A 21,399-nucleotide genomic window follows, 5' to 3' on the forward strand; every position below is an offset into this window, starting at 1 on the left:
GATGGCGACATACGCGCGTTCCGTGCGCCGCGGACTCCCGCGCGCCTCCGGCGGCGACCCCTGGCCGCCCGCCGGGGCGGCCCCTGCGCCGGCGGCGGTAGCACCGACGCCCGTCGACCCGCCCGCGACCGTCGACCCGCCCGTTTCCGTCCAGCCGACGGAAACTGCCCCCACCGGTACCGCATCGATGCAGAACGCGTCGGCTCGAGGTGCTGCGACGCGCCGGGGACTCCCGCGCACGCCGGGTGGCGAGGCCTGGCCGCCCGCGGCGTCGACGGCGCCGGATGCCGCGCCCCCGGCCGTCCCCGCCGTCGAGAACGCGCCTCGCGAGGCTGATGGCCACGGAGCGGACCCGGTCCTCGTCGACGCGGCTGAGCCCGCGGCATCCACCCCCGTGGCCTCCACAGTCGCAGCCTCCACCGTTGCGGCCTCCGCAGCCGCGGCCTCGGCGGACGACGCAGGCTCCGGCGCGGTCCGCCGCGGCCTCCCGCGCGCCGCCGGCGGAGACGCCTGGCCACCCGCCGAGACTACGCCCGCCCCGCGCGCCACGCCCCCGTCTCGCGAGACTGCACGTGGGGGCCCAGACAGCGGTCTCGCGCCGCAGTCTCGGAGCGCGGATGCAGTCTCGGCGTCCTCGGAGCCCAAGCCCGCCGCGCCCGCCGCCCCGGCCGCCGCGCCCGCCGCGCCGGCCACGCCGCGCGCACCGCTCGCCGAACGGCCGCTCGCGCACGCCGGCGTCGCCCGGCGGCCGGCCGCGAAGCCGGACCCCGCGCGCATCGGCCCGTTCACGAAGGTGCAGTGGGCCGGCGTGGTCGTCCTCGGCGGCGCGGCGGTCCTCTACGTCGCGGCGATGGCGGTCCTCGCCGTCCGGTGGATCCTCAGTCTCGAACCGCTGCAGGACTTCCTCACGACCTACCCGGGCGAGTACCACCTGCCCGAGGGGGCGCCCGTCGGGTTCCCCGTGTGGCTCAACTGGTCGCACTTCCTCAACGCGTTCTTCATCGTGCTGATCATCCGCACCGGACTGCAGGTCAGGTCCGAGAAGCGCCCCGCGGCCTTCTGGATCTCGAAGAAGGACCGCAAGCGTCGCATGAGCCTGACGCTCTGGCTGCACCAGGCCCTCGACGTCCTGTGGCTCGCCAACGGTGTGATCTTCGTCGTGCTGCTGTTCGTGACCGGCCAATGGATGCGGGTGATCCCGACCTCGTGGGAGGTGTTCCCCAACGCGGTGTCGGCGGCTCTTCAGTACGTCTCACTGGACTGGCCGACCGAGAACGGCTGGGTGAACTACAACGCGCTCCAGCAGCTCGCCTACTTCGCCACCATCTTCATCGCCGCCCCCCTCGCCGCGATCACCGGCTATCGCATGAGTGCGGTGTGGCCGAAGCAGGCGACGACGCTGAACCGGATCTACCCCGTCGAATGGGCGCGCAAGATCCACTTCCCGACGATGCTCTACTTCGTCCTGTTCATCGTCGTCCACGTCGCTCTCGTCCTGTCGACCGGGGCCCTCCGGAACCTCGGCCACATGTACGCGGCGACCGGTTCGACTGACCCCGAGGCGTACGCCGACAATTGGACCGGCTTCTGGCTCTTCGCGCTCTCGATCGCGGTCACCGTCGCGGCCTACGTCGCGATGCGTCCGCTCGTCGTCGCCCCGATCGCCCGCCTGTTCGGCGAGGTCAAGAGCCGCTGACGCAGCCCGGCGCGCGCGTCGGGGGACACATGCACGACCGGCGGTGCGGGTGTCACCGCCGCGCGCCGCGCAGGCGGCATCCGCCCCACCGGTCGTGCATCCGTCGCCTCACCGGTGCAAAGTCCGACGGCGCGGCATCCGAAACGGGATGCCGCGCCGTCGAGTCTCGCGCTCGTGCGTCAGCGCACGAAGCGGACTTCCGTCAGCGTCTCGCCGAGGAAGGGTTCGGTGTGGTTCGCCCCGTCGAGCGTGAACCCGTTGCGCGTGTAGAACCGGTGCGCGCGGGGGTTGTCCTCGGCGACCCAGAGGTACAGGTCGGTGTCGTCCTCGGGCACGACGGCGTCGAACAGGCGCTGGCCGATGCCGGTGCCGTGCCACGCGTCGAGGAGGTAGATGAAGTACAGCTCGCGGTTGCGCGGTGCGTCGCGGTCGCGGGCGGGGCCGGACCCGGCGAAGCCCACGATCTCGCCGTTCACGAGGGCGGCGACCATGCGGAAATCGGGGCCCTGCTGAGCCCAGTGGGTCCACAGCTCGGCGAGTCGGCGGGCCGACACGTTCTCGAGGGCGGCCTTGCTGATGAGGTGGTCGTAGGTCTCGTGCCAGCACGTCGCGTGCACACGGCCGAGGGCTTCCGCATCCACGTCGCGAACGGGACGGACGACGGTGTCGGTCTGCAGTTCGGGCTCCATGGCCAGACTCTACGCACGGCCCGTCGGATCGTGAAATCGACAGTGGCGGGCCTGCACGGGCCGCGCCGGCACTGTCGACAAGCGACAACGGATGCCGCACTGTGCGCGTGTACATGGCTAGGCTCACCGCTCGTGAACGTATGGTGGCGGACCCTGTTGACCCTGATGCGCGCGCGGGTGATGTACCGCCGCCGCGGACCGATCCCGCCCGATGCCGTCGGTCGCATCCGGCTCCGGACCCTGCCGACCGACATCGACCTGCTCGGCCACATGAACAACGGCCGGTACGCGTCGCTGTTCGATCTCGGCCGGTTCGACCTGCTGACCCGCACCGGCATCTGGCAGACGATGAATGAGCGCGGCTGGTACGGCGTGGTCGCGAGCGAGACCGTCACCTTCCGGAAGTCCCTCCAGCTGTGGCAGCGGTTCACCGTCGAGAGCCGCATCATCGGCCACGACGACAAGGCCGTCTTCCAGATGCACCGTGCCGTGGTGAAGGGAGAGGTCTACGCCGAGATGATCCTGCGGGTCCGGTTCCTCCGCCGCACGGGCGGGATCGTGCCCCTCGAGGAGCTCTTCGACGCCCTGCACCGCCCCGACACCCTGGCTCCGATCCCGCAGTGGATCCAGGACTGGGCCGCGGCATCCGCTCTGCCCTCGACCCGTGCGGAAGCGCCCAGTATCTGGCCCTAGCGCCCGGCCCTCGCGTGTCCCGCCGCGCGCGCCCGAGGCGCGCTTAGGCTGAGCCTCATGTCGGACCCGTCTGTCGCGCCACAAGCGCCCACCGCCGACCTCGCCGAGCGGGCCATCGCCCTCGCAGAGCGCTGGGTCGCCGAATCCGCCGAGGTCGCTGTCGACCCCGCCGCCGAGCGTCTCGCGGGGGTGCTGAAGGACCCCAACGGACTGCCGTTCACGCTCGGTTTCGTCGACGGTGTCATGCGGCCGGAGTCGTTGACGGCAGCGGCGACGAATCTGCAGCGGGTCGCCCCGCTCGCGCCGGCCTTCCTGCCCTGGTACCTGCGGGCCGCTGTCCGTGCGGGTGGTGTCGTCGCGCCCCTGCTTCCGACCCCGGTCGTCCCGATCGCCCGGCGCGTGCTGCGCGAGATGGTCGGCCACCTCATCGTCGATGCCCGCCCCGACAAGCTCGGCCCTGCGCTGCAGACGCTGCGCGAGTCCGGCGCGCGTCTGAATCTCAACCTCCTCGGCGAAGCCGTCCTGGGCGAGTCGGAGGCGCTCCGTCGCCTCGAAGGCATCCACGAGCTCGTCCGCCGAGACGACGTCGACTACGTCTCGGTCAAGGTGTCGGCGATCGCCAGTCACCTCTCGATGTGGGCCTTCGACGAGATCGTCGAGCGCGTCGTCGAGCGGCTGCGTCCCCTCTACCTGTCGGCGGCCGAGGACGGCACGTTCCTCAACCTCGACATGGAGGAGTACCGCGACCTCGACCTGACGATGGCCGTGTTCATGCGCGTCCTCGACGATCCGCGCCTGCGCGACCTCGAGGCCGGCATCGTGCTGCAGGCCTACCTGCCCGACGCCCTCCCCGCCCTCCGCACGTTGACCGCGTGGGCGCGCGAGCGCGTCGCCGCGGGGGGCGCGCGTATCAAGATCCGTCTCGTCAAGGGCGCGAACCTCGCGATGGAGCACGTCGACGCCGTCATGCACGACTGGCCGGCCGCTCCGTACGACACCAAGCTCGACACGGACGCGAACTACGTCCGCTGCCTCGACGAAGCGCTCCGCCCCGAGAACACCGAGGCCGTGCGCATCGGCGTCGCCGGCCACAACCTCTTCCACATCGCGTACGCCTGGCTGCTCGCCGGTCAGCGCGGCGTGCAGCGCGACCTCGAGGTGGAGATGCTCCTCGGCATGGCGCAGGGCCAGGTGCAGGCCGTCGCGCGCGAGATCGGGCACGTCCTGCTGTACGTCCCGGTGGTGCGCCCCGACGAGTTCGACGTCGCCATCAGCTACCTCGTCCGCCGTCTCGAGGAGAACGCGTCGAGCGAGAACTTCCTCTCCGCCGCGTTCGACCTCGCCTTCGACCGCGCCATGTTCGTCCGCGAGCGCGACCGCTTCACGGCGTCGCTCGAGCGTGCCGCCGACCGCGCGCTGATCACGGGCCCGCGGCGCCGCCAGGATCGCGCCGCGAACCCCGACGCCGGTGAGAACGCGGTGACGACGGATGCCGCCCCCGCGACCGACGCCGACGACGCCGCTCTCACGCAGGTCGTCCTCGGGATCGCGGCCAGGGACTCCCGCCCGACCGACCTCGGCGAGACTCAGCCCGCCGATGCCACCGGACGTCCCGCCCTCTTCGGCGGCGACGCGTTCGTCGAGACCGCCGTGTTCTCCTCGCGCGAGACCGTGGTCTCCGCGGGTGCCCCCGGCTTCCGCAATACGGCCGACACCGATCCGGCGCTCCCCGCGAACCGTGAGTGGGCGCGATCGATCCTCGGCCGGGTCGCGACGTCGACGGCGGGGGATGCCGCGATCACTGCCGCCCGCATCGGCACCGAGTCGGAGCTCGAGGCGACCCTCGCCCGGGTGACGGCGGCGTCCGACGCGTGGGGTTCGCTGCCGGCTGCGGATCGCGCCGAGGTGCTGCTGCGTGCGGCGCGTGCGCTTGAAGGTCGCCGGGGCGAGCTCATCGAGGTCGCGGCGTCCGAGACGGGGAAGACCCTTGCCGAAGCGGACGTCGAGGTCAGCGAGGCGGTCGACTTCGCCCGCTACTACGCCGCGACCGCGCGAGAGCTCGACAGCGTCAGCGGCGCGGTCTTCGTGCCGGCCCGTGTGACCGTGGTCACCCCGCCCTGGAACTTCCCCGTCGCGATCCCGGCGGGGGGAGCGCTCGCCGCGCTCGCGGCCGGATCGGGTGTGGTCTTCAAGCCCGCGCCCCAGGCGCGCCGCTGCGCCGCTGTCGTCGCCGAGGCGATCTGGGAGGCGCTCGACGAGGCCGGTGTCGGTCGCGACGTCCTCGCCCTGGTCGACCTCGACGAGGGTGGGCTCGGAAAGCAGCTGATCACGCATCCGGTGGTCGACCGGGTGATCCTCACCGGGTCGTTCGAGACGGCGTCGCTGTTCCGCTCGTGGCGGCCCGACCTTCCGCTGCAGGCCGAGACGAGCGGCAAGAACGCCATGATCGTGATGCCGTCGGCCGACCTCGACCTCGCGGCATCCGATCTCGTCCGTTCGGCGTTCGGTCACGCGGGTCAGAAGTGCTCGGCTGCGTCGATCGCGATCCTCGTCGGCCCGGTCGCCCGGTCGCAGCGTTTCTCTCGTCAGCTGGTGGATGCCGCGACCTCTCTCCGCGTCGGTTCGCCCGAGGACCCGCTGACCGAGGTCGGACCTCTCGTCGAGAAGCCCTCCGGCAAGCTCGCGTGGGCGCTCACGACGCTCGACGAGGACGAGCAGTGGCTCGTCGAGCCGCGCGAACTGCCGAGCGAGCGGTACGACGGTCGGCTGTGGAGCCCCGGCATCCGCACCGGGGTGAAGCCGGGGTCGCGCGTGCATCTCGAGGAGTTCTTCGGTCCGGTCCTCGGTGTCATGCACGCGCGTTCGCTCGAGCACGCGATCGAGCTGCAGAACGCGGTCGACTACGGGCTGACCGCCGGGCTCTACACGCAGAACCCCGACGACCTCGCGCTCTGGCTTGACCGCGTCGAAGCCGGCAACCTCTACGTCAACCGCGGCACGACGGGCGCGATCGTCCAGCGTCAGCCGTTCGGCGGCTGGAAGCGCTCATCGGTCGGCGGGGGAGCGAAGGCAGGCGGCCCGAACCACCTCATCGGGCTCGGGTCGTGGCGGCCGACGGCGGGCGCCGGAGCGTCGTCGACTCTGCACCTGAAGGGTCTCGACTCGTCGATCACCGACGTCATCGAGGCCGCGCAGCCCACCCTCGGCTACGAAGCGTTCGAGTGGCTCCGCCGGGCCGCGCTCTCGGATGCCATCGCGTGGAACCGCACCCTCGGCAAGGTCGTCGACGTGTCGCACCTGGGTGTCGAGCGCAACCTGTTCCGGTACCGGCCCGCGAGCGTCGAGATCCGTTCGACGACGGATGCCGCGCCCCAGGCGCTCGTGCGGGCGATCATCGCGGCGGTGCGCGCCGGCTCGGCGTTCACCGTCAGCACGCCGGCGGGTCTTCCCGCCATGGTCCGCTCGGCGCTCACGGCGCTGGAGGTTCCGGTGTTCGTCGAATCGAACGAGCTCTGGATCGCGCGGATGGCCGGGCCTGCCGCGGAGGACGGCCCGTCGCGGGCCGATCGCGTGCGGCTGGTCGGGTCCCGCGCCGAGATGGACGAGGTCGCGGGAGCGCTCGCCGTGGCGATCGCCGGCGACCCCGACCTCGCCGTCTACGCCGACGAGATGACGCAGGCGGGGCGCATCGAGCTGCTCCCGTTCCTCCGGGAGCAGGCCATCTCCATCACCGCTCACCGGTTCGGGAACCCCGATCACTGGAGCGAATCGGTCATCTGACGGACTCCGGCGGTCTGATGTGCTTGGATTTATCGATCCGCAGAAGAAAACAACTTATCTTTCTGGATCGACGGCGCTCGTGTTGTTTGAATAGACGAGCGCTTCTGGGGAGCGCGCATGGAACACTTCGGGGGGAGTGTGGCCCCGGGTCCGAGATCCTCTGGTCTCGGGCTCGGGGCATCCGTTCGTTCAGGCGTAACGCGGCAGGCGGACGGAGGCCTCGGGGTCCGCGTCGTCGCGTGGAGTCATGAACGAATCGACGAGCGCCCGCACCGTGAGGCCGAGCAGCGTCCACTCGCCCGCCGGGGTGCCGTCGGCTCCCGAGAGCTGATACGTCGGGTGGCCGAGTCGCTCGAGTGACCGGATCGCGAATCCCTCCGCCAGAGCGGCCATCGCCTCGGCGAAGTCTTCGATCGTCAGGCCCTCCCGGAGGCGCATACCGTAGGCGTCGATGACGTACTGGTACACCTCGATGAAGGCTTCGATCGACTCCCGGTGGCGCGCGTAGCTGGCCTCGGTCAGCTCGGGCCACGTGTCCGCGGTCGTCCGGAGGGCGAGGGCGACGCGGAACGACTGCGCGTCCAGGAGGTCGGTGGGATCCTCGGTCGTGAGCTCAGAGGCCTGCACGTGCGCGAGCGCTGCCCCGCGGATGATCTCCTCGCCCGAGGCGCCTGCGGCGATCAGCTCATCGACGCGGGCGCGGATCGCATCGGCCGGGCCGGCCACCCGCATCCGCACCATCGCCACGGCGAGGTCGCGGTGGTAGTCGGCCTGGTCGTTCCACAATCGGTACGCCGCTCCGGTCGTCAGGCCTGCGCGGCGGAGGACGTCCTGAAGTCGGATGTGCTGCACTCCCGCGCTGACCCCGCGTTCGAGGAGCATCTGCATCCCGGCGCGCAGCAGGAGGGCTCTGGTCTGTTCACCCGTGCGTCTGGCCATGATCTGCATCCTGTCAGTTACCGGCTACCCCGCGCGGCATGCATCCACCGGCTACCGCGTCGGTGCGACCTGCCATGATGGAATCCGGCGTGCCCGATCCGTCGGCTTCTGCAAGCTCCGTCGGGCCTCTGGACAGCGTCCGCCGCCCCGGAGACGAGGAGCGAGAATGACGACGCAGTCCGACACGGTCACCCGCCTCGCCCAGCACCGTCGATACCTGATGTGCCGGCCCGAGCACTTCACGGTGTCGTACAGCATCAATCCGTGGATGGAGCCCTCGCGGCCCACCGACACCGCGAAAGCCGTACGCCAGTGGCAGGCGCTCCACGACGCGTACGTCGCGCTGGGCCACGAGGTCGAGCTCATCGACCCGGTGCCGGGTCTGCCCGACATGGTCTACACCGCGAACGGCGGTTTCATCGTGGACGGTCGGGCGTTGGGTGTCCGCTTCCGCGTCGACGAAAGGCGCGGCGAGGAGCGTCCGTTCATGGACTGGTTCGCCGCGCACGGCTTCGAGGTCGTCGAACCCGTCGAGGTCCAGGAGGGCGAGGGCGATTTCCTGCTCGTCGGCGACACGATCCTCGCCGGGACCGGGTTCCGCTCCGTCGGCGACAGCCACCGCGAGCTGGGGCGGGTCTTCGAGCGCGAGGTCGTCTCGCTGCACCTCGTCGACCCGCGGTTCTACCACCTCGACACCGCGATCACCGTGCTCGATCCCGTTGAGGGACCGGGCGGCGTCGAGCGGGCCAACATCGCCTACCTCCCCTCCGCCTTCGACGACGGGTCGCGTCGGATCCTCGCCGAGCGCTATCCCGACGCGATCCAGGTGTCGGATGCCGACGGTGCCGTCTTCGGGCTGAACGCGGCCAGCGACGGACTCCACGTCTTCGTCTCGCCCCGCGCGACCGCCTTCGCCGCGCAGCTCGAGGAGCGCGGCTACGTCCCCGTCCCCATCGACCTGTCCGAGCTGCTGCTCGGCGGCGGCGGCATCAAGTGCTGCACGCTCGAACTGCGCGGAGGTGCGCGATGACCGATCTCGATCTGCCCACGTCGGACGCCGTGATCTCGGCCGAAGAGGCCCACGTCGCCCACAACTACCACCCGCTCCCGGTCGTCGTCGCCGAGGGCGAGGGTTCGTGGGTTACCGACGTCGAGGGCAAGCGGTACCTCGACCTGCTGTCGGCCTACTCGGCGCTCAACTTCGGGCACCGGCATCCGGCCCTCGTCGCCGCGGCGACCGAGCAGCTCGGTCGGCTCACGCTCACGAGCCGCGCGTTCCACAACGACCGGCTCGGCGCCTTCGCCGCGGCGCTCGCCGAGCTGTCGGGCAAGGACATGGTCCTGCCGATGAACACCGGCGCCGAAGCGGTCGAGACCGGCATCAAAGTCGCCCGCGCGTGGGCGTACCGGGTGAAGGGCGTCCCCGAGGGGCGTGCCAAGATCCTCGTCGCGTCGGGCAACTTCCACGGTCGGACGACCACGATCGTCGGCTTCAGCGACGACCCGCAGGCGCGGGACGGCTTCGGCCCGTTCGCGCCCGGATTCGAGATCATGCCCTACGGGGATGCCGCGGCGCTCACCGCGGCAATCGACGACGACACCGCCGCGGTGCTGATCGAGCCCATCCAGGGCGAGGCCGGCGTCGTCATCCCGCCGGACGGGTACCTGCGCGCCGTCCGCGAGGCGTGCACGGCGGCGAATGTCCTCTTCGTCGCCGATGAGATCCAGTCGGGGCTCGGCCGGGTCGGCACGACGTTCGCGTGCGAGCGCGAGGGTGTGGTGCCCGACCTGTACCTGCTCGGCAAGGCGCTGGGCGGCGGCATCCTGCCGGTGTCGGCCGTCGTCGGCGACCGCGACGTCCTCGGGGTGATCCACCCCGGCGAGCACGGGTCGACCTTCGGTGGCAATCCGCTCGCCGCAGCCGTCGGGCTCGCCGTCGTCGAGATGCTCGCGACCGGAGACCTGCAGCGTCGCGCGCTCGCGCTCGGCGACCACCTGCGCGCGCGCCTCGAGCCGCTGATCGGCGCGGGTGTCACGGGGATCCGCGTCGCGGGCCTCTGGGCGGGCGTCGACATCGACCCGGCGAAGGGGGCCGGGCGCGAGGTCGCGGAGCGGCTCCTCGCACGCGGCGTGCTGGTCAAGGACACGCACGGTCAGACGATCCGCATGGCGCCGCCGCTGATCATCCGCGCCACCGAGATCGACTGGGCCGTCGAGCAGCTGCGCCTCGCGCTCGCGGACTGACCGCACGGCGAAACACTCCGGCAACACCGCCCGGATTAGGCTCGTCGCATGGGTGACCTCTTCGACGGATACGGCTCCACGCTGGCGCCTCGCAAGACCCCGTCCGGTATTCCGGCGTTCGACGAGATGTTCGCCGAGATCGCGCACCCGGGCGAGGCGGCCCGGTCCCGATCGTCGTATCGCGAGCTCTATCAGGCGCTCGCGCAGATGACCCAGGAGGAGCTGCGCGGGCGCACCGAATCGCTCGCCAGTTCGTACCTCGCGCAGGGCGTCACGTTCGACTTCGCGGGCGAGGAGCGACCCTTCCCGTTGGATGCCGTGCCCCGCGTCATCGCCTACGACGAGTGGTCGCGCATCGAGAAGGGCGTGCAGCAGCGCGTCCGCGCGCTCGAGGCCTTCCTCGACGACGCCTACGGGCACCAGCACGTCGTCCGCGACGGCGTGCTGCCGGCGAAGCTGATCGCGTCGTCGCAGTACTTCTACCGTCAGGCCGCCGGCATCCGTCCCGCCAACGGCGTCCGCATCCAGGTCTCCGGCATCGACCTCATCCGCGACGAGCACGGCGAGATGCGCGTTCTCGAGGACAACGTCCGCGTGCCGTCGGGGGTGAGCTACGTCATCTCGAACCGCCGGGTCATGGCGCAGACGTTGCCCGAGCTCTTCGTCTCGATGCGCGTGCGGCCGGTCGGCGACTACCCGAACAAGCTGCTGCAGGCGCTCCGCAACTCCGCCCCTCCCGGGGTCGACGACCCGAACGTCGTCGTCCTCACGCCGGGCGTCTACAACTCCGCGTACTTCGAGCACACGCTCCTCGCGCGGCTCATGGGCGTCGAACTCGTCGAGGGGCGCGACCTGGTCTGCCAGGGCGGCCGGGTGTTCATGCGCACGACGCGCGGACCGCGCCGCGTCGACGTCATCTACCGCCGCGTCGACGACGACTTCCTCGACCCGCTGCAGTTCCGGGCCGACTCGATGCTCGGCGCCCCCGGGCTCATGCTCGCCGCACGGCTCGGGAACGTCACGATCGCGAACGCGGTGGGCAACGGCGTCGCCGACGACAAGCTGCTCTACACGTACGTTCCCGATCTCATCCGGTACTACCTCGCCGAGGAACCGATCCTCAAGAACGTCGACACCTGGCGCCTCGAGGATCCGGGCGCCCTCGAAGAGGTGCTCGACCGGCTCGACGAGCTCGTCGTGAAGCCCGTGGACGGCTCCGGCGGCAAGGGGCTCGTCGTAGGCCCCGACGCGAGTCCCGCCGAACTCGACGCGCTCCGCACGAAGCTCCGCGCCGATCCGCGCGGCTGGATCGCACAGCCCGTCGTGATGCTCTCCACGATCCCGACCCTGGTCGACGACGGGATGCGTCCGCGCCACGCCGATCTGCGCCCCTTCGCCGTCAACACCGGCGACGAGGTGTGGGTGCTCCCCGGCGGGCTGACGCGCGTCGCCCTCCCCGAGGGGCAGCTCGTGGTCAACTCGAGCCAGGGCGGCGGCTCGAAGGACACCTGGATCGTCGGCGGCGACGCGCCGAATCGCGGCGAGTACGGGCAGTCGCAGTCCCTCGCCGGTCTCGTCGCCGAGCAGGCCACCGCGACCTCGGCCATCCCGATCATCTACGACGCACAGGACGAGCCGGATCACTCCCCGCAGGATCGGCCGCGCACGCTGTCCGAACAGCAGGAGCAGCAGCAGCAGCAGGGCAGTGACGCCGAGGGAGGGGATGAGGGATGCTGAGCCGCATCGCCGAGAGCCTGTTCTGGATCGGCCGCTACATCGAACGATCCGACGGCACCGCCCGCATCCTCGATGTGCACCTGCAGCTCCTCCTCGAGGACCCGTGGATCGACGAGGACATCGCGTGCCGGTCGCTCATGGGCGTCATGGGTGCGACGCCCCCGAAGGGCGGCGGGGAGGTCACCCGCACCCACGTGCTCACGCTCCTGGCCGTCGACCGGGTCAACCCGTCGTCGATCGCATACTGCCTGCAGGCGGCCCGCGAGAACGCCCGTCGGGCGCGGGAGATCGTGTCGACCGAGCTCTGGGAGACGCTCAACACGACGTACTCCCGGATGCCGCGCCGCCTCAATGACGAGAAGACCCACGAGTTCTTCCAGTGGGTCCGCGAACGGGCCGCGCTCGCCGTCGGCGTCACCGACAACTCGTCGAGCCACGACGAGGCGTGGCAGTTCTTCACGCTCGGTCGGGCCATCGAGCGCACCGACATGACCGCGCGGATGCTGGCGACGCGGTCGCTGACCGAGGCATCCGGTCCGTCCTGGACGACCATCCTGCGCTCGTGCGGCGCGTACGAGGCGTACCTCCGGACCTACCGCGGGATGCCGAGCTCGCAGAACGCGGCGGAGTTCCTGCTGCTCGACCGGCTCTTCCCGCGGTCGATCATCCACTCGATCCGCACGGCCGAGCAGTGCATGAGCGCGATCGACCCCGTAGCCGATCGCGTCGGGCACTCCAACTCGGTGCTGCGGGCTCTCGGGCGTATGCGGAACGAACTCGAGTACCGCCCGATCGACGAGGTGCTCGCCGAGCTCCCCGCCCACATGCAGAGCGTGCAGTCGGTGACGCGCGAGGCGTCCGAGGCCATCCGGGCGCGGTTCTTCCCGACCCAGGCCGAACCCAGCTGGATCGGAGAGACCTCATGAAGCGCCTGCGCATCGAGCACACGACCGGTTTCGACTACCCGGGCGAGGTGGGGGCGTCGTACAACGAGGCGCGGATGCTGCCGACGACGAGCGACAGTCAGTTCGTCCTGAGCTCCCAGCTCGACATCGACCCGTCGACGAACGTGAACTACTTCGTCGACTACTTCGGCACGCGGGTGGCGGCCTTCGACGTGCTCGCCAAGCATTCGGCGCTGCAGATCACGGCGCGCTCGCTCGTCGAGGTGCGCGCACGGCCGCTGACCCACCCCGACATGTCGTGGGACGCCCTGGCGCGCGACGCGCAGCGGTCGATCGGCACGGTCGAGATGCTGTCGCAGACGCGGCGCACCGAGCCGCATCCCGAAGTCGCCGACCTCGCCGCGGGCATCGCCGCCCAGCACGAGAACCCCTCGCACGCGGCCCTGGCGATCGCGACGGCGATCGGTCAGGCCGTCGAGTACGTGCCGGGTGCGACCGAGGTGCAGTCGACCGGCGCCGAGGCATGGGCCGAGCGGAAGGGCGTGTGCCAGGACATGGCGCACATCGCCCTCGGCGCGCTGCGCTCGGTCGGCATCCCGGCGCGCTACGTGTCGGGCTACCTGCACCCGAACCCCACCGCCGAGGTCGGCGTCCCCGTCATCGGGGAGTCGCACGCGTGGATCGAGTGGTACGCGGGGTCCTGGCACGGCTTCGACCCGACGAACGACGCCGAGATCGGCGATCGTCACGTGACGGTCGGTCGCGGGCGCGACTACAACGACGTGCCGCCGCTGCGCGGCGTCTACGCCGGCCCGTTCAAGAGCCGTCTCGAGGTGAAGGTCCTCATCACCCGCGAGGCCTGATCGCGCGGACGAGGCTCCCCGTCAAGCGGGGGAGTCGTTCGGGTCGAGGGCTTTGAGGGTGTCCTCCTCGACGGCGTTGTCGGCATCGAGCTGATTCTCGGTGCCCTCGTCGCCGCCGGTCGGGTCGTCCTGTTCGGGGGTCGTGGATACGTCGCTCATGGCGGTGACGCTACGCACCGCAGGCCGTGGCATCCGCCCCCTTGACAGTCGGCCGCCGAGGGGAGGGGCTCGGGGCCGGGACTTCCCCCGAAGTCGACCGGTCCCCGATCCGCCGAATCGAAGCCTGATCCGACGGTTCCCCCGTGGCATACGATACGGGCGCGGCGGCGGGCGGGAAGGCGCTCGAGCGCCGCGATCCGGCGCGGATACGGTCGTCGCCCCGGTCGGGCCTTCCGATCGGCCGCCGAGTTTCATCCGATTGAGTGAACCATTCCTCCACCGGCTCGACGTAACCGCTGAGAGGCGTCAGTCGTGGCATGCTCCTAGGCGACCCGCACCGAACCGGACCTCGCCGCATCACGGAAACACGCCCCGATGACTTCACCCCCGCTCGTCACGACCGACACCGCGAACTCGCACATCGCCCTGCAGGGATCCGCCCGCGCCTCGTGGTTCTTCGTCGTCGCGGTCTTCCTCACGACGGTCGTCCAGGCCCTCGTCTCACCGACCGTCGCGTTGCTCGAGGGAGGCCAGCCGTGGCCGCTCCCCGTGCCGGTCGGGGCCGTGTACGTCCTCCTGACCCTCGGCTGCGCCGTGCAGGCCGGCGTCCTCTTCCTGTCCCAGCGGCTGCCGCGCTCCACGATCGTCGTCGTCGTCGGCATCCACCTCGCCCTGGCGACGGGACTCTCGGTGCCGACGTGGCTCATGGGGATGTCCCTGCCGATCTCGGTGGCGATCTTCCTCGCGGCGACGCGGTTGGCCGCCGCCCGGGCCATCGCCTGGTGCGTCGTGGTGATCCTGGCCGAGTCCGTCGTCCTGCTCTGGTGGGTCATGACGACGGGTGCGAGCCTCACCGCAGCGGTCGGGTGGATGGCGGCCCAGGTCGTGTCGATGGCGGCCCCGGCGGTCGGCGGGACGGCGCTCGGCCTCTGGTGGTCGGTGAAGGCGAGACGGATGCGGGTGGCCCGGCAGCAGGCTGAACTCGCCGCGCGTGAGCACGATGACCGCGTCGCCGATGCGCAGCGCCGCGAGCGGGCCCGGATCGCGCAGGAGCTCCACGACATCGCCGGGCAGCACCTCGCAGGACTCATCACGCTCGCCGACGCCGCCCTGAAGGTCGCGCCGACGCACGCCGGCCAGGCGTTGGCGTTGATGCAGGACGTCCGCGACGAGGGTCGGTTCGCGGCGGCGGGACTCGCCGGAGCCCTCGCGGATCTGCGCGCAGGCGACGTCGGCCCGTCCGACGCCACGCAGGACCTGCGGCATCTCGAGGAGCTGGTCGGCTTCTGGCGTGCGCGTGGTGTCGCCGTCGCGCTCACGGCGACCGGCGATCTCGACTCCCTTCCCGCCGTGGTCTCGGCGACGGCGTTCCGCTGCACGCAGGAGGCGCTGACGAACGCCGCGAAGCATGCGCCCGGGGCGCCGGTCGACGTCCGGATCTCGCGGAACGCCGACAGCATCGCCGTCACGGTCTCGAACGGACCCGCCGTCCCGGTCGGCGACCTGTCCGGCATCGGGCTCGGGTGGGGCCTCGGCGGCATCCGTGAGCGGGTCGAGATCCTGGGCGGCTCGTTCTCGGCAGGAGCGGATGCCGGTGGCGGCTGGACCCTGGCCGTCGGCATCCCGGTCGCCTCGGACGAGGGGACGGCGCCGTGACCGCCCCACGTGCGCCGATCCGGGTCCTCATCGCGGACGACAACAGGTCGGTCCGGAAGGGCCTCCGCCTCCAGCTCGAAGCCGCCGGCGGCATCTGCATCGTCGGCGAGGTCGGCAACGGTCTCGATGCGGTGCGCGTCGCGCAGGCCGAGACGGTGGACGTCGTGCTCATGGACATGCAGATGCCGGGCATGAACGGCGCGGATGCCACGCGGCGGCTGCTCGCTGCCGAGGGCGACGTGCCCGCGGTCATCGTGATGACGAGCTTCGCGGTCGACGGCTACATCACCGACGCGATCGACGCGGGCGCGGTCGGATACCTCCTGAAGAGCTACGACTCCGACCAGGTGGTCGCCGCCGTCGAGGCCGCGGCACGCGGCGAGTCGATCGTGTCGCCGCGTGCCATCGCACCGGTTCTCCGGGAGTTCGTCCGACGGCGCGGCCCCGATCCGGACGTCGAGCGGCTCGCCTCGCTGAGCCCCGCGGAGCGGCGCGTGGTCGCCCTGCTCGCCTCGGGGATCACCGCGAACGAGGCGATCGCGGCATCGCTGCACGTCTCCGTCCACACGGTGCGGACGCAGTTGCAGTCGGCGCTGCGCAAGGTCGGCGTCGCGGACCGGACGCAGCTCGCGCTGTGGGGTGTCCGCAACCGGCTCGACTGACCTCGGGCTGCGCGGGAGTCGATTCAGGGACGCGGGCGGGCCGCGGCATCCTTCCGCGTCGCGATGTCCGTATCGGGGAGCCGGATCGGGGTGGTCCCCGCGACCTCGTCGCTGAACTCCTCGGGAGCGACGACGCTGATGGGCCGCGTCTCGTCGATCGTCATCGCGAACCGGCGCGACTCGTGGCGGTGCAGGCGGCCCGAGAAGAGCAGCCAGCCGCCGCCGACGGCGAAAGCGATGAGGGCCGCGGCCGCGCCGAGCAGGATGGCGGCGCGCGGGCCGAAGGCATCCGCTACCCAGCCCACGATGGGTGCGCCGAACGGCGTGCCGCCCATGAGGATCGCCATGTAGAGCGCGAGCACGCGTCCGCGGAGCGCCGGCTCGGTCGTCGTCTGCACGTACCCGTTCGCGGTCGTCAACGTCGTGACGGTCGAGAAGCCGATGAGCATGAGCGTCGCGGCGTAGGCGATGTAGACCGGCATGGCCGCCGACAGCGCCGATGCGACCGCGAAGAGTCCGAGCCCACCGATCACCAGGCGCAGTCGCGCCCGGTCGCGGCGGGCCGCCAGGAGGGCGCCGGCGAGCGATCCGATCGCGAGGATCGAGCTCAGCACGCCGTAACCGTCGGCGTTCTGCCCGAACTCGAGGGCCATGGTGGATGCCAGGATCGGGAAGTTCATGCCGAATGCGCCCAGGAGGAACACCATGATGAACGTCACGACGAGGTCGGGCCTGCCGCCCACGTAACGCAGGCCGTCAGCCATCCGTGACGCGGTCCGGAGCTTCGGGCGCGGTACGAGTTCGGCGGGACGGATGAGGATCAGCGCCACGAGCATCGCGAGGAATGTGAGGGCGTTCACCATGAACACCCATCCGGTGCCGACCGCGACGATCACGATGCCGGCGACGGCGGGCCCGATCATGCGGGCCGTGTTGAAGGATGCCGCATTCAGTGCGACGGCGTTCGATGCGTTCTCACGTGCGACGAGGTCGGAGACGAAGGCCTGTCGGGTCGGGTTGTCGAAGGCGGCCACGATCCCGAGGGCGAAAGCGAAGGCGTACATCGTCCACAGGTTCATGCTGCCCGTGAGCAAGAGGACGCCGATGATGAGGCCGAGCAGCATGAGCGAGCCCTGCGTGAAGAACAGGAGCTTGCGGCGGTCGAACCGGTCGGCGACGAGACCGGTGACGCCGACGAGCAGCAGTGGGGGAGCGAACTGCAGCGCCATCGTGACGCCCATGGCCGTCGCGTCGTTGTCGGTCAGCTGCGTCAGCACCACCCAGCTGAGGGCGGTCGACTGCATCCACGCGCCCACGTTCGAGACGAGGGCGCCGATGAACCAGACGCGGTAGTTGAACACCGAGAACGAGCGGAACATGGCGGAGCTCATCGGCCGGCCACCTCCTGCATGATCGCAGCGGCCTTCGCGAGCGTCGCGCGCTGCGCGGCGCTCAGTTCCTCGAACGCGTGCTCGAGCCACGAATCGCGCCGGCGGACGGTCTCGACGACCACCTCACGACCCGGCTCGGTGAGGTCGATGACGACCTTCCGGCGGTCGCTCTCGTCGGGGGTGCGGGTGAGGTAGCCGAGTTCCTCGAGGCAGTTCACGGTGCGGTTCATGGACGGCGCCGAGACGCGCTCACGCTCGGCGAGCTCGCCGAGCGTGTGGGGCCCGTGCACCTTGAGGCCGGCGAGGACGGCGAACTGCCCGTCGCTCATCGTGTCGACGGCGCGTTGCGAGCGGAGGCGCCGCGCGAGACGGAAGGTCGCCATGCGGAAGTCGGATGCCGCGAGCGCGAGCTCCGTCGTCGAATCGTCCGTCGTCGAGGTCTCGGGTGCACTGCTCATTTTCGTTAGCATAACTCATTAGTCTGGCTAAGAGCTTTGAGTCCGGCATCCGTCGACCGCGTCAGCGCCCTAGGATTCGAGCCATGCCCGAGTTCATCGATGCACACGGCATCGCGATCGTCTACGACGTCCACCCGGCGCAGGGCAACCCGCGCGGCGTCGTCCAGCTCCTCCACGGCGTCGGCGAGCACGCCGGCCGCTACGGCAGCACCATCGCCGCCCTCACCGCCGCCGGCTTCACCGTCTACGCCGACGACCACCGCGGCCACGGCCGCACGGGACTGCGCCAGCACGGCGGCGATCACTCCCGCCTCGGGCGGCTCGGCCCCGGCGGCCTCCGCGCCACCGTGACGGGACTGCAGCTGTTCACGCGCGTCATCCGCGACGAGAACCCCGGGCTCCCGCTCGTCCTCCTGGGGCATTCGTGGGGGTCCTTCCTCGCGCAGAAGCTCGTGAACGCGGACCCCCGCGCCTACGACGCCGTCATCCTCTCGGGCTCGTCCCTCCTGTGGCCGGGGGACCTGAACGCCGCGCCCCTCAACAAGCGCTGGGCAGGACCGGACGCCACCGGCGTCGAATGGCTGTCGACGGATGCCACGGTCGGCCGTGCGTTCCTCGACGACCCGCTCACGACCACGGTGCCGTTGCCGAAGCTCTTCGGTCCGGTCGACACCCTGCGCCTGATCGGCAAGCCAAAGCGCGACCTCGGCGTCGACGTCCCCGTGCTCCTCCTGGTCGGCCGGGACGACCCGGTGGGCGGCCCGCGGAGCGTCCACCGCCTGGCCGACGCGTACCGCACGCGCTCCGGCCTCACCGACGTGACGACCCTCGTGTACCCCGAGGCGCGCCACGAGATCTTCAACGAGCGCTGCGCGCCGGAGGTGCGCGCCGACCTCGTCGCATGGCTCGACGCGCGCATCGCGCGGCGGGACGCGGCATCCGTCCCCGAGAGTGGATCCGCACCCGTTGCGGGCACGGGAGAATAGGACCATGCACGGCGAGTACAAGGTCCCTGGCGGCAAGCTGGTCGTCGTCGACCTCGAGGTGGAGGACGGCCGCATCGCGGACTTCCACCTCGCGGGCGACTTCTTCCTCGAACCCGACGACGCGCTGGCCGACATCGATGCGGCGGTGACGGGTCTGCCCGTCGAAGCCGACGTCGCGACGATCGCCGCCGCCGTCCGCGGCGCGCTCCCCGAGGGGGCGCAGCTGCTCGGCTTCACGCCCGAGGCCGTTGCCACCGCCGTCCGCCGCGCGCTCATCGTCGCGCCGGGCTGGGCCGAGTTCGAGTGGGAGGTCGTCCACGAGAAGGCCGTCTCGCCCGCGATGAACCTCGCGCTCGACGAGGTGCTGACCGCTCGCGTGGGCGACGGTCGACGCACCCCCACGCTCCGCATCTGGGAGTGGAACGAGTCCGCCGTCGTCATCGGATCGTTCCAGTCGTACCGTAACGAGGTCGACCCCGAGGGTGCCGCGAAGCACGGCTTCCAGGTCGTCCGACGCATCTCCGGCGGCGGCGCGATGCTGATGGCCGCGAACTCGATCGTCACCTACTCGCTGTACGTGCCGGCATCCCTCGTCTCGGGCATGACCTTCGCAGACTCCTACGCGTTCCTCGACGACTGGGTGCTGCACGCGCTGCGCTCGCTCGGGATCGACGCGACGTACCAGCCGCTCAACGACATCGCATCGTCGAAGGGCAAGATCGGCGGCGCGGCCCAGAAGCGCCTCGCCAACGGGGGAGTGCTGCACCACGCGACCCTGAGCTACGACATGGATGGCCAGGTGCTGACCGAGGTCCTGCGCATCGGACGCGAGAAGCTCTCCGACAAGGGCACGGCATCGGCGGCCAAGCGCGTCGACCCGCTCCGCAGCCAGACCGGCATGGCGCGCGCCGACATCATCGAACGCTTCAAGGAGACGTTCACCTCGCTCTACGGCGCGAAGGCGGGCTCGATCTCCGAGGAGGAGTACGCCGAGGCCGAGGCGCTCGTCGAGTCGAAGTTCTCGACGGACGCCTGGCTGCGCCGCGTTCCGTGACCGTCGAGATCCATCTCGGCGACAACCTGGAGGTCGCCCGGCGCCTGCCGGACTCCTCGTTCGCGCTCATCTACCTCGACCCGCCCTTCAACACCGGGCGTACCCAGGAGCGGGCGATCGAGTCCGCGGTCCGCACGGAGGGGTTGCAGCCCGATCCCGACGCGCCCGCGCCGGCCGTCGGTCCGGTCAAGGGCGGCTTCCGCGGCGCTTCCTACGCCCGCACGCGTGGCGTATTGAAGCTGTACGACGACCGGTTCGACGATTACTGGGGGTTCCTCGAGCCGCGGCTGCGCGAGGCGTGGCGGCTCCTGGCCGACGACGGCACCCTCTACGTGCACCTCGACTACCGCGAGGCGCACTACGCGAAGGTCATGCTCGACGCCGTCTTCGGTCGGGAGTGCTTCCTCAACGAGCTCATCTGGGCGTACGACTACGGCGCGAAGTCGCGCAAGCGCTGGCCGAGCAAGCACGACACGATCCTCGTCTACGTCAAGGATCCGTCGGCGTACTTCTTCGACTCGGATGCCGTCGACCGAGAGCCCTACATGGCTCCGGGGCTCGTCACCCCCGAGAAGGCTGCTCGCGGCAAGCTGCCGACCGACGTCTGGTGGCACACGATCGTCCCGACCTCGGGGCGGGAGAAGACCGGCTACCCGACCCAGAAGCCCGAGGGCATCCTGCGGCGGATCGTGCAGGCGTCGAGCCGGCCGGGCGATCGGGTGCTCGACCTCTTCGCCGGCTCGGGGACGACGGGCGCGGTCGCCCACGCGCTCGGCCGCGACGCCGTGCTCGTCGACCACAGCTCCGAGGCGCTCGCCGTCATGCGAGCCCGGATCCCCGAGGCGACCGTCGTCGGCTGAGCCGCGGATCCGATCAGCGAGGACTGACAGCGGATGCCGGGGCGCTGCGCCCCGGCATCCGTCTGCGGTCGTGGTGGACCGGTGTCCCGTCAGCCGCGACGGATGCGGGGTGCCGCCGCCCGCATCCGGGCGATGCCGGCGTCGTCCACGACCTCGCGAGGCAGGATCATCGCCGGCCCGATGAGTCCGTGGATGTGCACCATCACCGAGTGCGGCGCCGTCGAGATGCGCCAGAAAGCGGATGCCGCCACCGTCAGGCTCGTGGTCGACGTGGTCACGGTGAGCCCTGCGTCGGTGACGGTGACGGTGAGGCGATCGCCCGTCGGGTAGAGCCCCTCGACGACCCGGGTGAGCTTCTGAGTGCCGAGGTGGCGGATCGCGACGAATCCGATCGCGATGAGCACCCCCCAGAAACCGGCCATGATGAGGGAGCGGACGTTCCCGTTCAGGGCGAACAGCCCCAGACCGTAGAGCAGGACGATCGCGGTCCCGGCGATCCACAGCCCCGTCTGCTTCTTCTGCTGGTGATCGCGCGCGAGGCGCCGGGCCAATCCGCGATCGACGACCATGCTCTTGCCCGTCACGGTTTCCTGCACCCCGGCATCCGCCATCGCGACCCCCTCGCTC

General features: G+C 70.9%; 19 protein-coding genes. 13 read left to right on the plus strand and 6 right to left on the minus strand.

From position 1 onward, the window contains the following. The first annotated feature begins 1 nt into the window (after nucleotide 1). Nucleotides 2–1,696 carry a cytochrome b/b6 domain-containing protein gene (locus tag H286_RS0113655; protein ID WP_020098613.1) on the plus strand — a complete coding sequence of 565 codons (1,695 nt, stop codon included), beginning with the start codon at nucleotides 2–4 and terminating at the stop codon, nucleotides 1,694–1,696. A gap of 179 nt (nucleotides 1,697–1,875) precedes the next feature. Here H286_RS0113655 and H286_RS0113660 read toward each other — a convergent pair whose 3' ends face one another. Continuing rightward, on the minus strand, nucleotides 1,876–2,385 hold the full coding sequence (locus tag H286_RS0113660; RefSeq protein WP_018187424.1) for a GNAT family N-acetyltransferase: 510 nt from the start codon (nucleotides 2,383–2,385) through the stop codon (nucleotides 1,876–1,878). Between the two features lie 132 nt (nucleotides 2,386–2,517). Here H286_RS0113660 and H286_RS0113665 point away from each other — a divergent pair, with 132 nt between their 5' ends. Next, entirely contained in the window at nucleotides 2,518–3,078 is a 561-nt protein-coding gene (locus H286_RS0113665; protein ID WP_028497530.1) for an acyl-CoA thioesterase, read from the plus strand. A gap of 57 nt (nucleotides 3,079–3,135) precedes the next feature. Then, nucleotides 3,136–6,858, plus strand: coding sequence for a bifunctional proline dehydrogenase/L-glutamate gamma-semialdehyde dehydrogenase (locus tag H286_RS0113670; protein ID WP_020098615.1), 3,723 nt, complete (start codon nucleotides 3,136–3,138; stop codon nucleotides 6,856–6,858). 189 nt (nucleotides 6,859–7,047) lie between these two features. Here H286_RS0113670 and H286_RS0113675 read toward each other — a convergent pair whose 3' ends face one another. Then, a complete protein-coding gene (locus H286_RS0113675; protein ID WP_036324551.1) occupies nucleotides 7,048–7,797 on the minus strand; it encodes a hypothetical protein in 750 nt (249 codons plus the stop codon). 166 nt (nucleotides 7,798–7,963) lie between these two features. On the opposite strand from H286_RS0113675, the gene ddaH reads away from it, so the two are divergent. From ddaH to H286_RS0113700, 5 genes are read left to right on the plus strand one after another with little or no spacing between them, the layout of a single operon-like run. After that, entirely contained in the window at nucleotides 7,964–8,827 is an 864-nt protein-coding gene (gene ddaH / locus H286_RS0113680) for a dimethylargininase (RefSeq protein WP_020098617.1), read from the plus strand. Then, complete coding sequence (rocD, locus tag H286_RS0113685; RefSeq protein WP_018187419.1) at nucleotides 8,824–10,041, plus strand: ornithine--oxo-acid transaminase; 1,218 nt, start codon at nucleotides 8,824–8,826, stop codon at nucleotides 10,039–10,041. The genes ddaH and rocD overlap by 4 nt, the downstream gene beginning before the upstream one ends. Before the next feature lie 48 nt (nucleotides 10,042–10,089). Beyond that, nucleotides 10,090–11,778, plus strand: a complete 1,689-nt coding sequence (locus tag H286_RS0113690) for a circularly permuted type 2 ATP-grasp protein (RefSeq protein ID WP_020098618.1) — start codon at nucleotides 10,090–10,092, stop codon at nucleotides 11,776–11,778. Continuing rightward, entirely contained in the window at nucleotides 11,772–12,704 is a 933-nt protein-coding gene (locus H286_RS0113695) for an alpha-E domain-containing protein (protein WP_018187417.1), read from the plus strand. Before H286_RS0113690 ends, H286_RS0113695 begins: the two co-directional genes overlap by 7 nt. Further along, complete coding sequence (locus H286_RS0113700) at nucleotides 12,701–13,546, plus strand: transglutaminase family protein (RefSeq protein ID WP_018187416.1); 846 nt, start codon at nucleotides 12,701–12,703, stop codon at nucleotides 13,544–13,546. The genes H286_RS0113695 and H286_RS0113700 overlap by 4 nt, the downstream gene beginning before the upstream one ends. 21 nt (nucleotides 13,547–13,567) lie before the next feature. On the opposite strand, the gene H286_RS15075 is transcribed toward H286_RS0113700, so the two are convergent. Continuing rightward, on the minus strand, nucleotides 13,568–13,705 hold the full coding sequence (locus tag H286_RS15075) for a hypothetical protein (RefSeq protein ID WP_020098619.1): 138 nt from the start codon (nucleotides 13,703–13,705) through the stop codon (nucleotides 13,568–13,570). 375 nt (nucleotides 13,706–14,080) lie between these two features. Here H286_RS15075 and H286_RS0113710 point away from each other — a divergent pair, with 375 nt between their 5' ends. Both H286_RS0113710 and H286_RS0113715 read left to right on the plus strand, forming a co-directional pair. Next, nucleotides 14,081–15,361 (plus strand): sensor histidine kinase, encoded by a 1,281-nt coding sequence (locus H286_RS0113710; protein ID WP_020098620.1) that lies wholly within the window; start codon nucleotides 14,081–14,083, stop codon nucleotides 15,359–15,361. Next, the gene (locus H286_RS0113715) at nucleotides 15,358–16,023 is read left to right on the plus strand and encodes a response regulator transcription factor (protein ID WP_020098621.1); all 666 of its coding nucleotides are present in this window, start codon (nucleotides 15,358–15,360) and stop codon (nucleotides 16,021–16,023) included. The genes H286_RS0113710 and H286_RS0113715 overlap by 4 nt, the downstream gene beginning before the upstream one ends. Nucleotides 16,024–16,046: 23 nt before the next feature. On the opposite strand, the gene H286_RS0113720 is transcribed toward H286_RS0113715, so the two are convergent. After that, complete coding sequence (locus H286_RS0113720) at nucleotides 16,047–17,414, minus strand: MFS transporter (protein ID WP_020098622.1); 1,368 nt, start codon at nucleotides 17,412–17,414, stop codon at nucleotides 16,047–16,049. Continuing rightward, nucleotides 17,411–17,872: a MarR family winged helix-turn-helix transcriptional regulator gene (locus H286_RS0113725; protein WP_018187384.1), complete on the minus strand. Its 462-nt coding sequence runs from the start codon at nucleotides 17,870–17,872 to the stop codon at nucleotides 17,411–17,413. The genes H286_RS0113720 and H286_RS0113725 overlap by 4 nt, the downstream gene beginning before the upstream one ends. Nucleotides 17,873–17,955: 83 nt before the next feature. Between H286_RS0113725 and H286_RS0113730 the strand changes: the two genes are divergently transcribed. The 3 genes from H286_RS0113730 to H286_RS0113740 are packed head-to-tail and all read left to right on the plus strand — an operon-like array spanning nucleotide 17,956 to nucleotide 20,772. Next, nucleotides 17,956–18,858 carry an alpha/beta fold hydrolase gene (locus H286_RS0113730; protein WP_020098623.1) on the plus strand — a complete coding sequence of 301 codons (903 nt, stop codon included), beginning with the start codon at nucleotides 17,956–17,958 and terminating at the stop codon, nucleotides 18,856–18,858. A 4-nt stretch (nucleotides 18,859–18,862) separates the two neighbouring features. Then, entirely contained in the window at nucleotides 18,863–19,912 is a 1,050-nt protein-coding gene (locus H286_RS0113735; RefSeq protein ID WP_018187382.1) for a lipoate--protein ligase family protein, read from the plus strand. Further along, complete coding sequence (locus H286_RS0113740) at nucleotides 19,909–20,772, plus strand: DNA-methyltransferase (RefSeq protein WP_020098624.1); 864 nt, start codon at nucleotides 19,909–19,911, stop codon at nucleotides 20,770–20,772. The genes H286_RS0113735 and H286_RS0113740 overlap by 4 nt, the downstream gene beginning before the upstream one ends. A gap of 89 nt (nucleotides 20,773–20,861) precedes the next feature. Here H286_RS0113740 and H286_RS0113745 read toward each other — a convergent pair whose 3' ends face one another. Beyond that, nucleotides 20,862–21,383, minus strand: coding sequence for a hypothetical protein (locus tag H286_RS0113745; protein ID WP_020098625.1), 522 nt, complete (start codon nucleotides 21,381–21,383; stop codon nucleotides 20,862–20,864). Nucleotides 21,384–21,399 lie beyond the last annotated feature (16 nt).

It is taken from the genome of Microbacterium sp. 11MF, from assembly GCF_000383475.1.
GTDB lineage: Bacteria > Actinomycetota > Actinomycetes > Actinomycetales > Microbacteriaceae > Microbacterium > Microbacterium aquilitoris.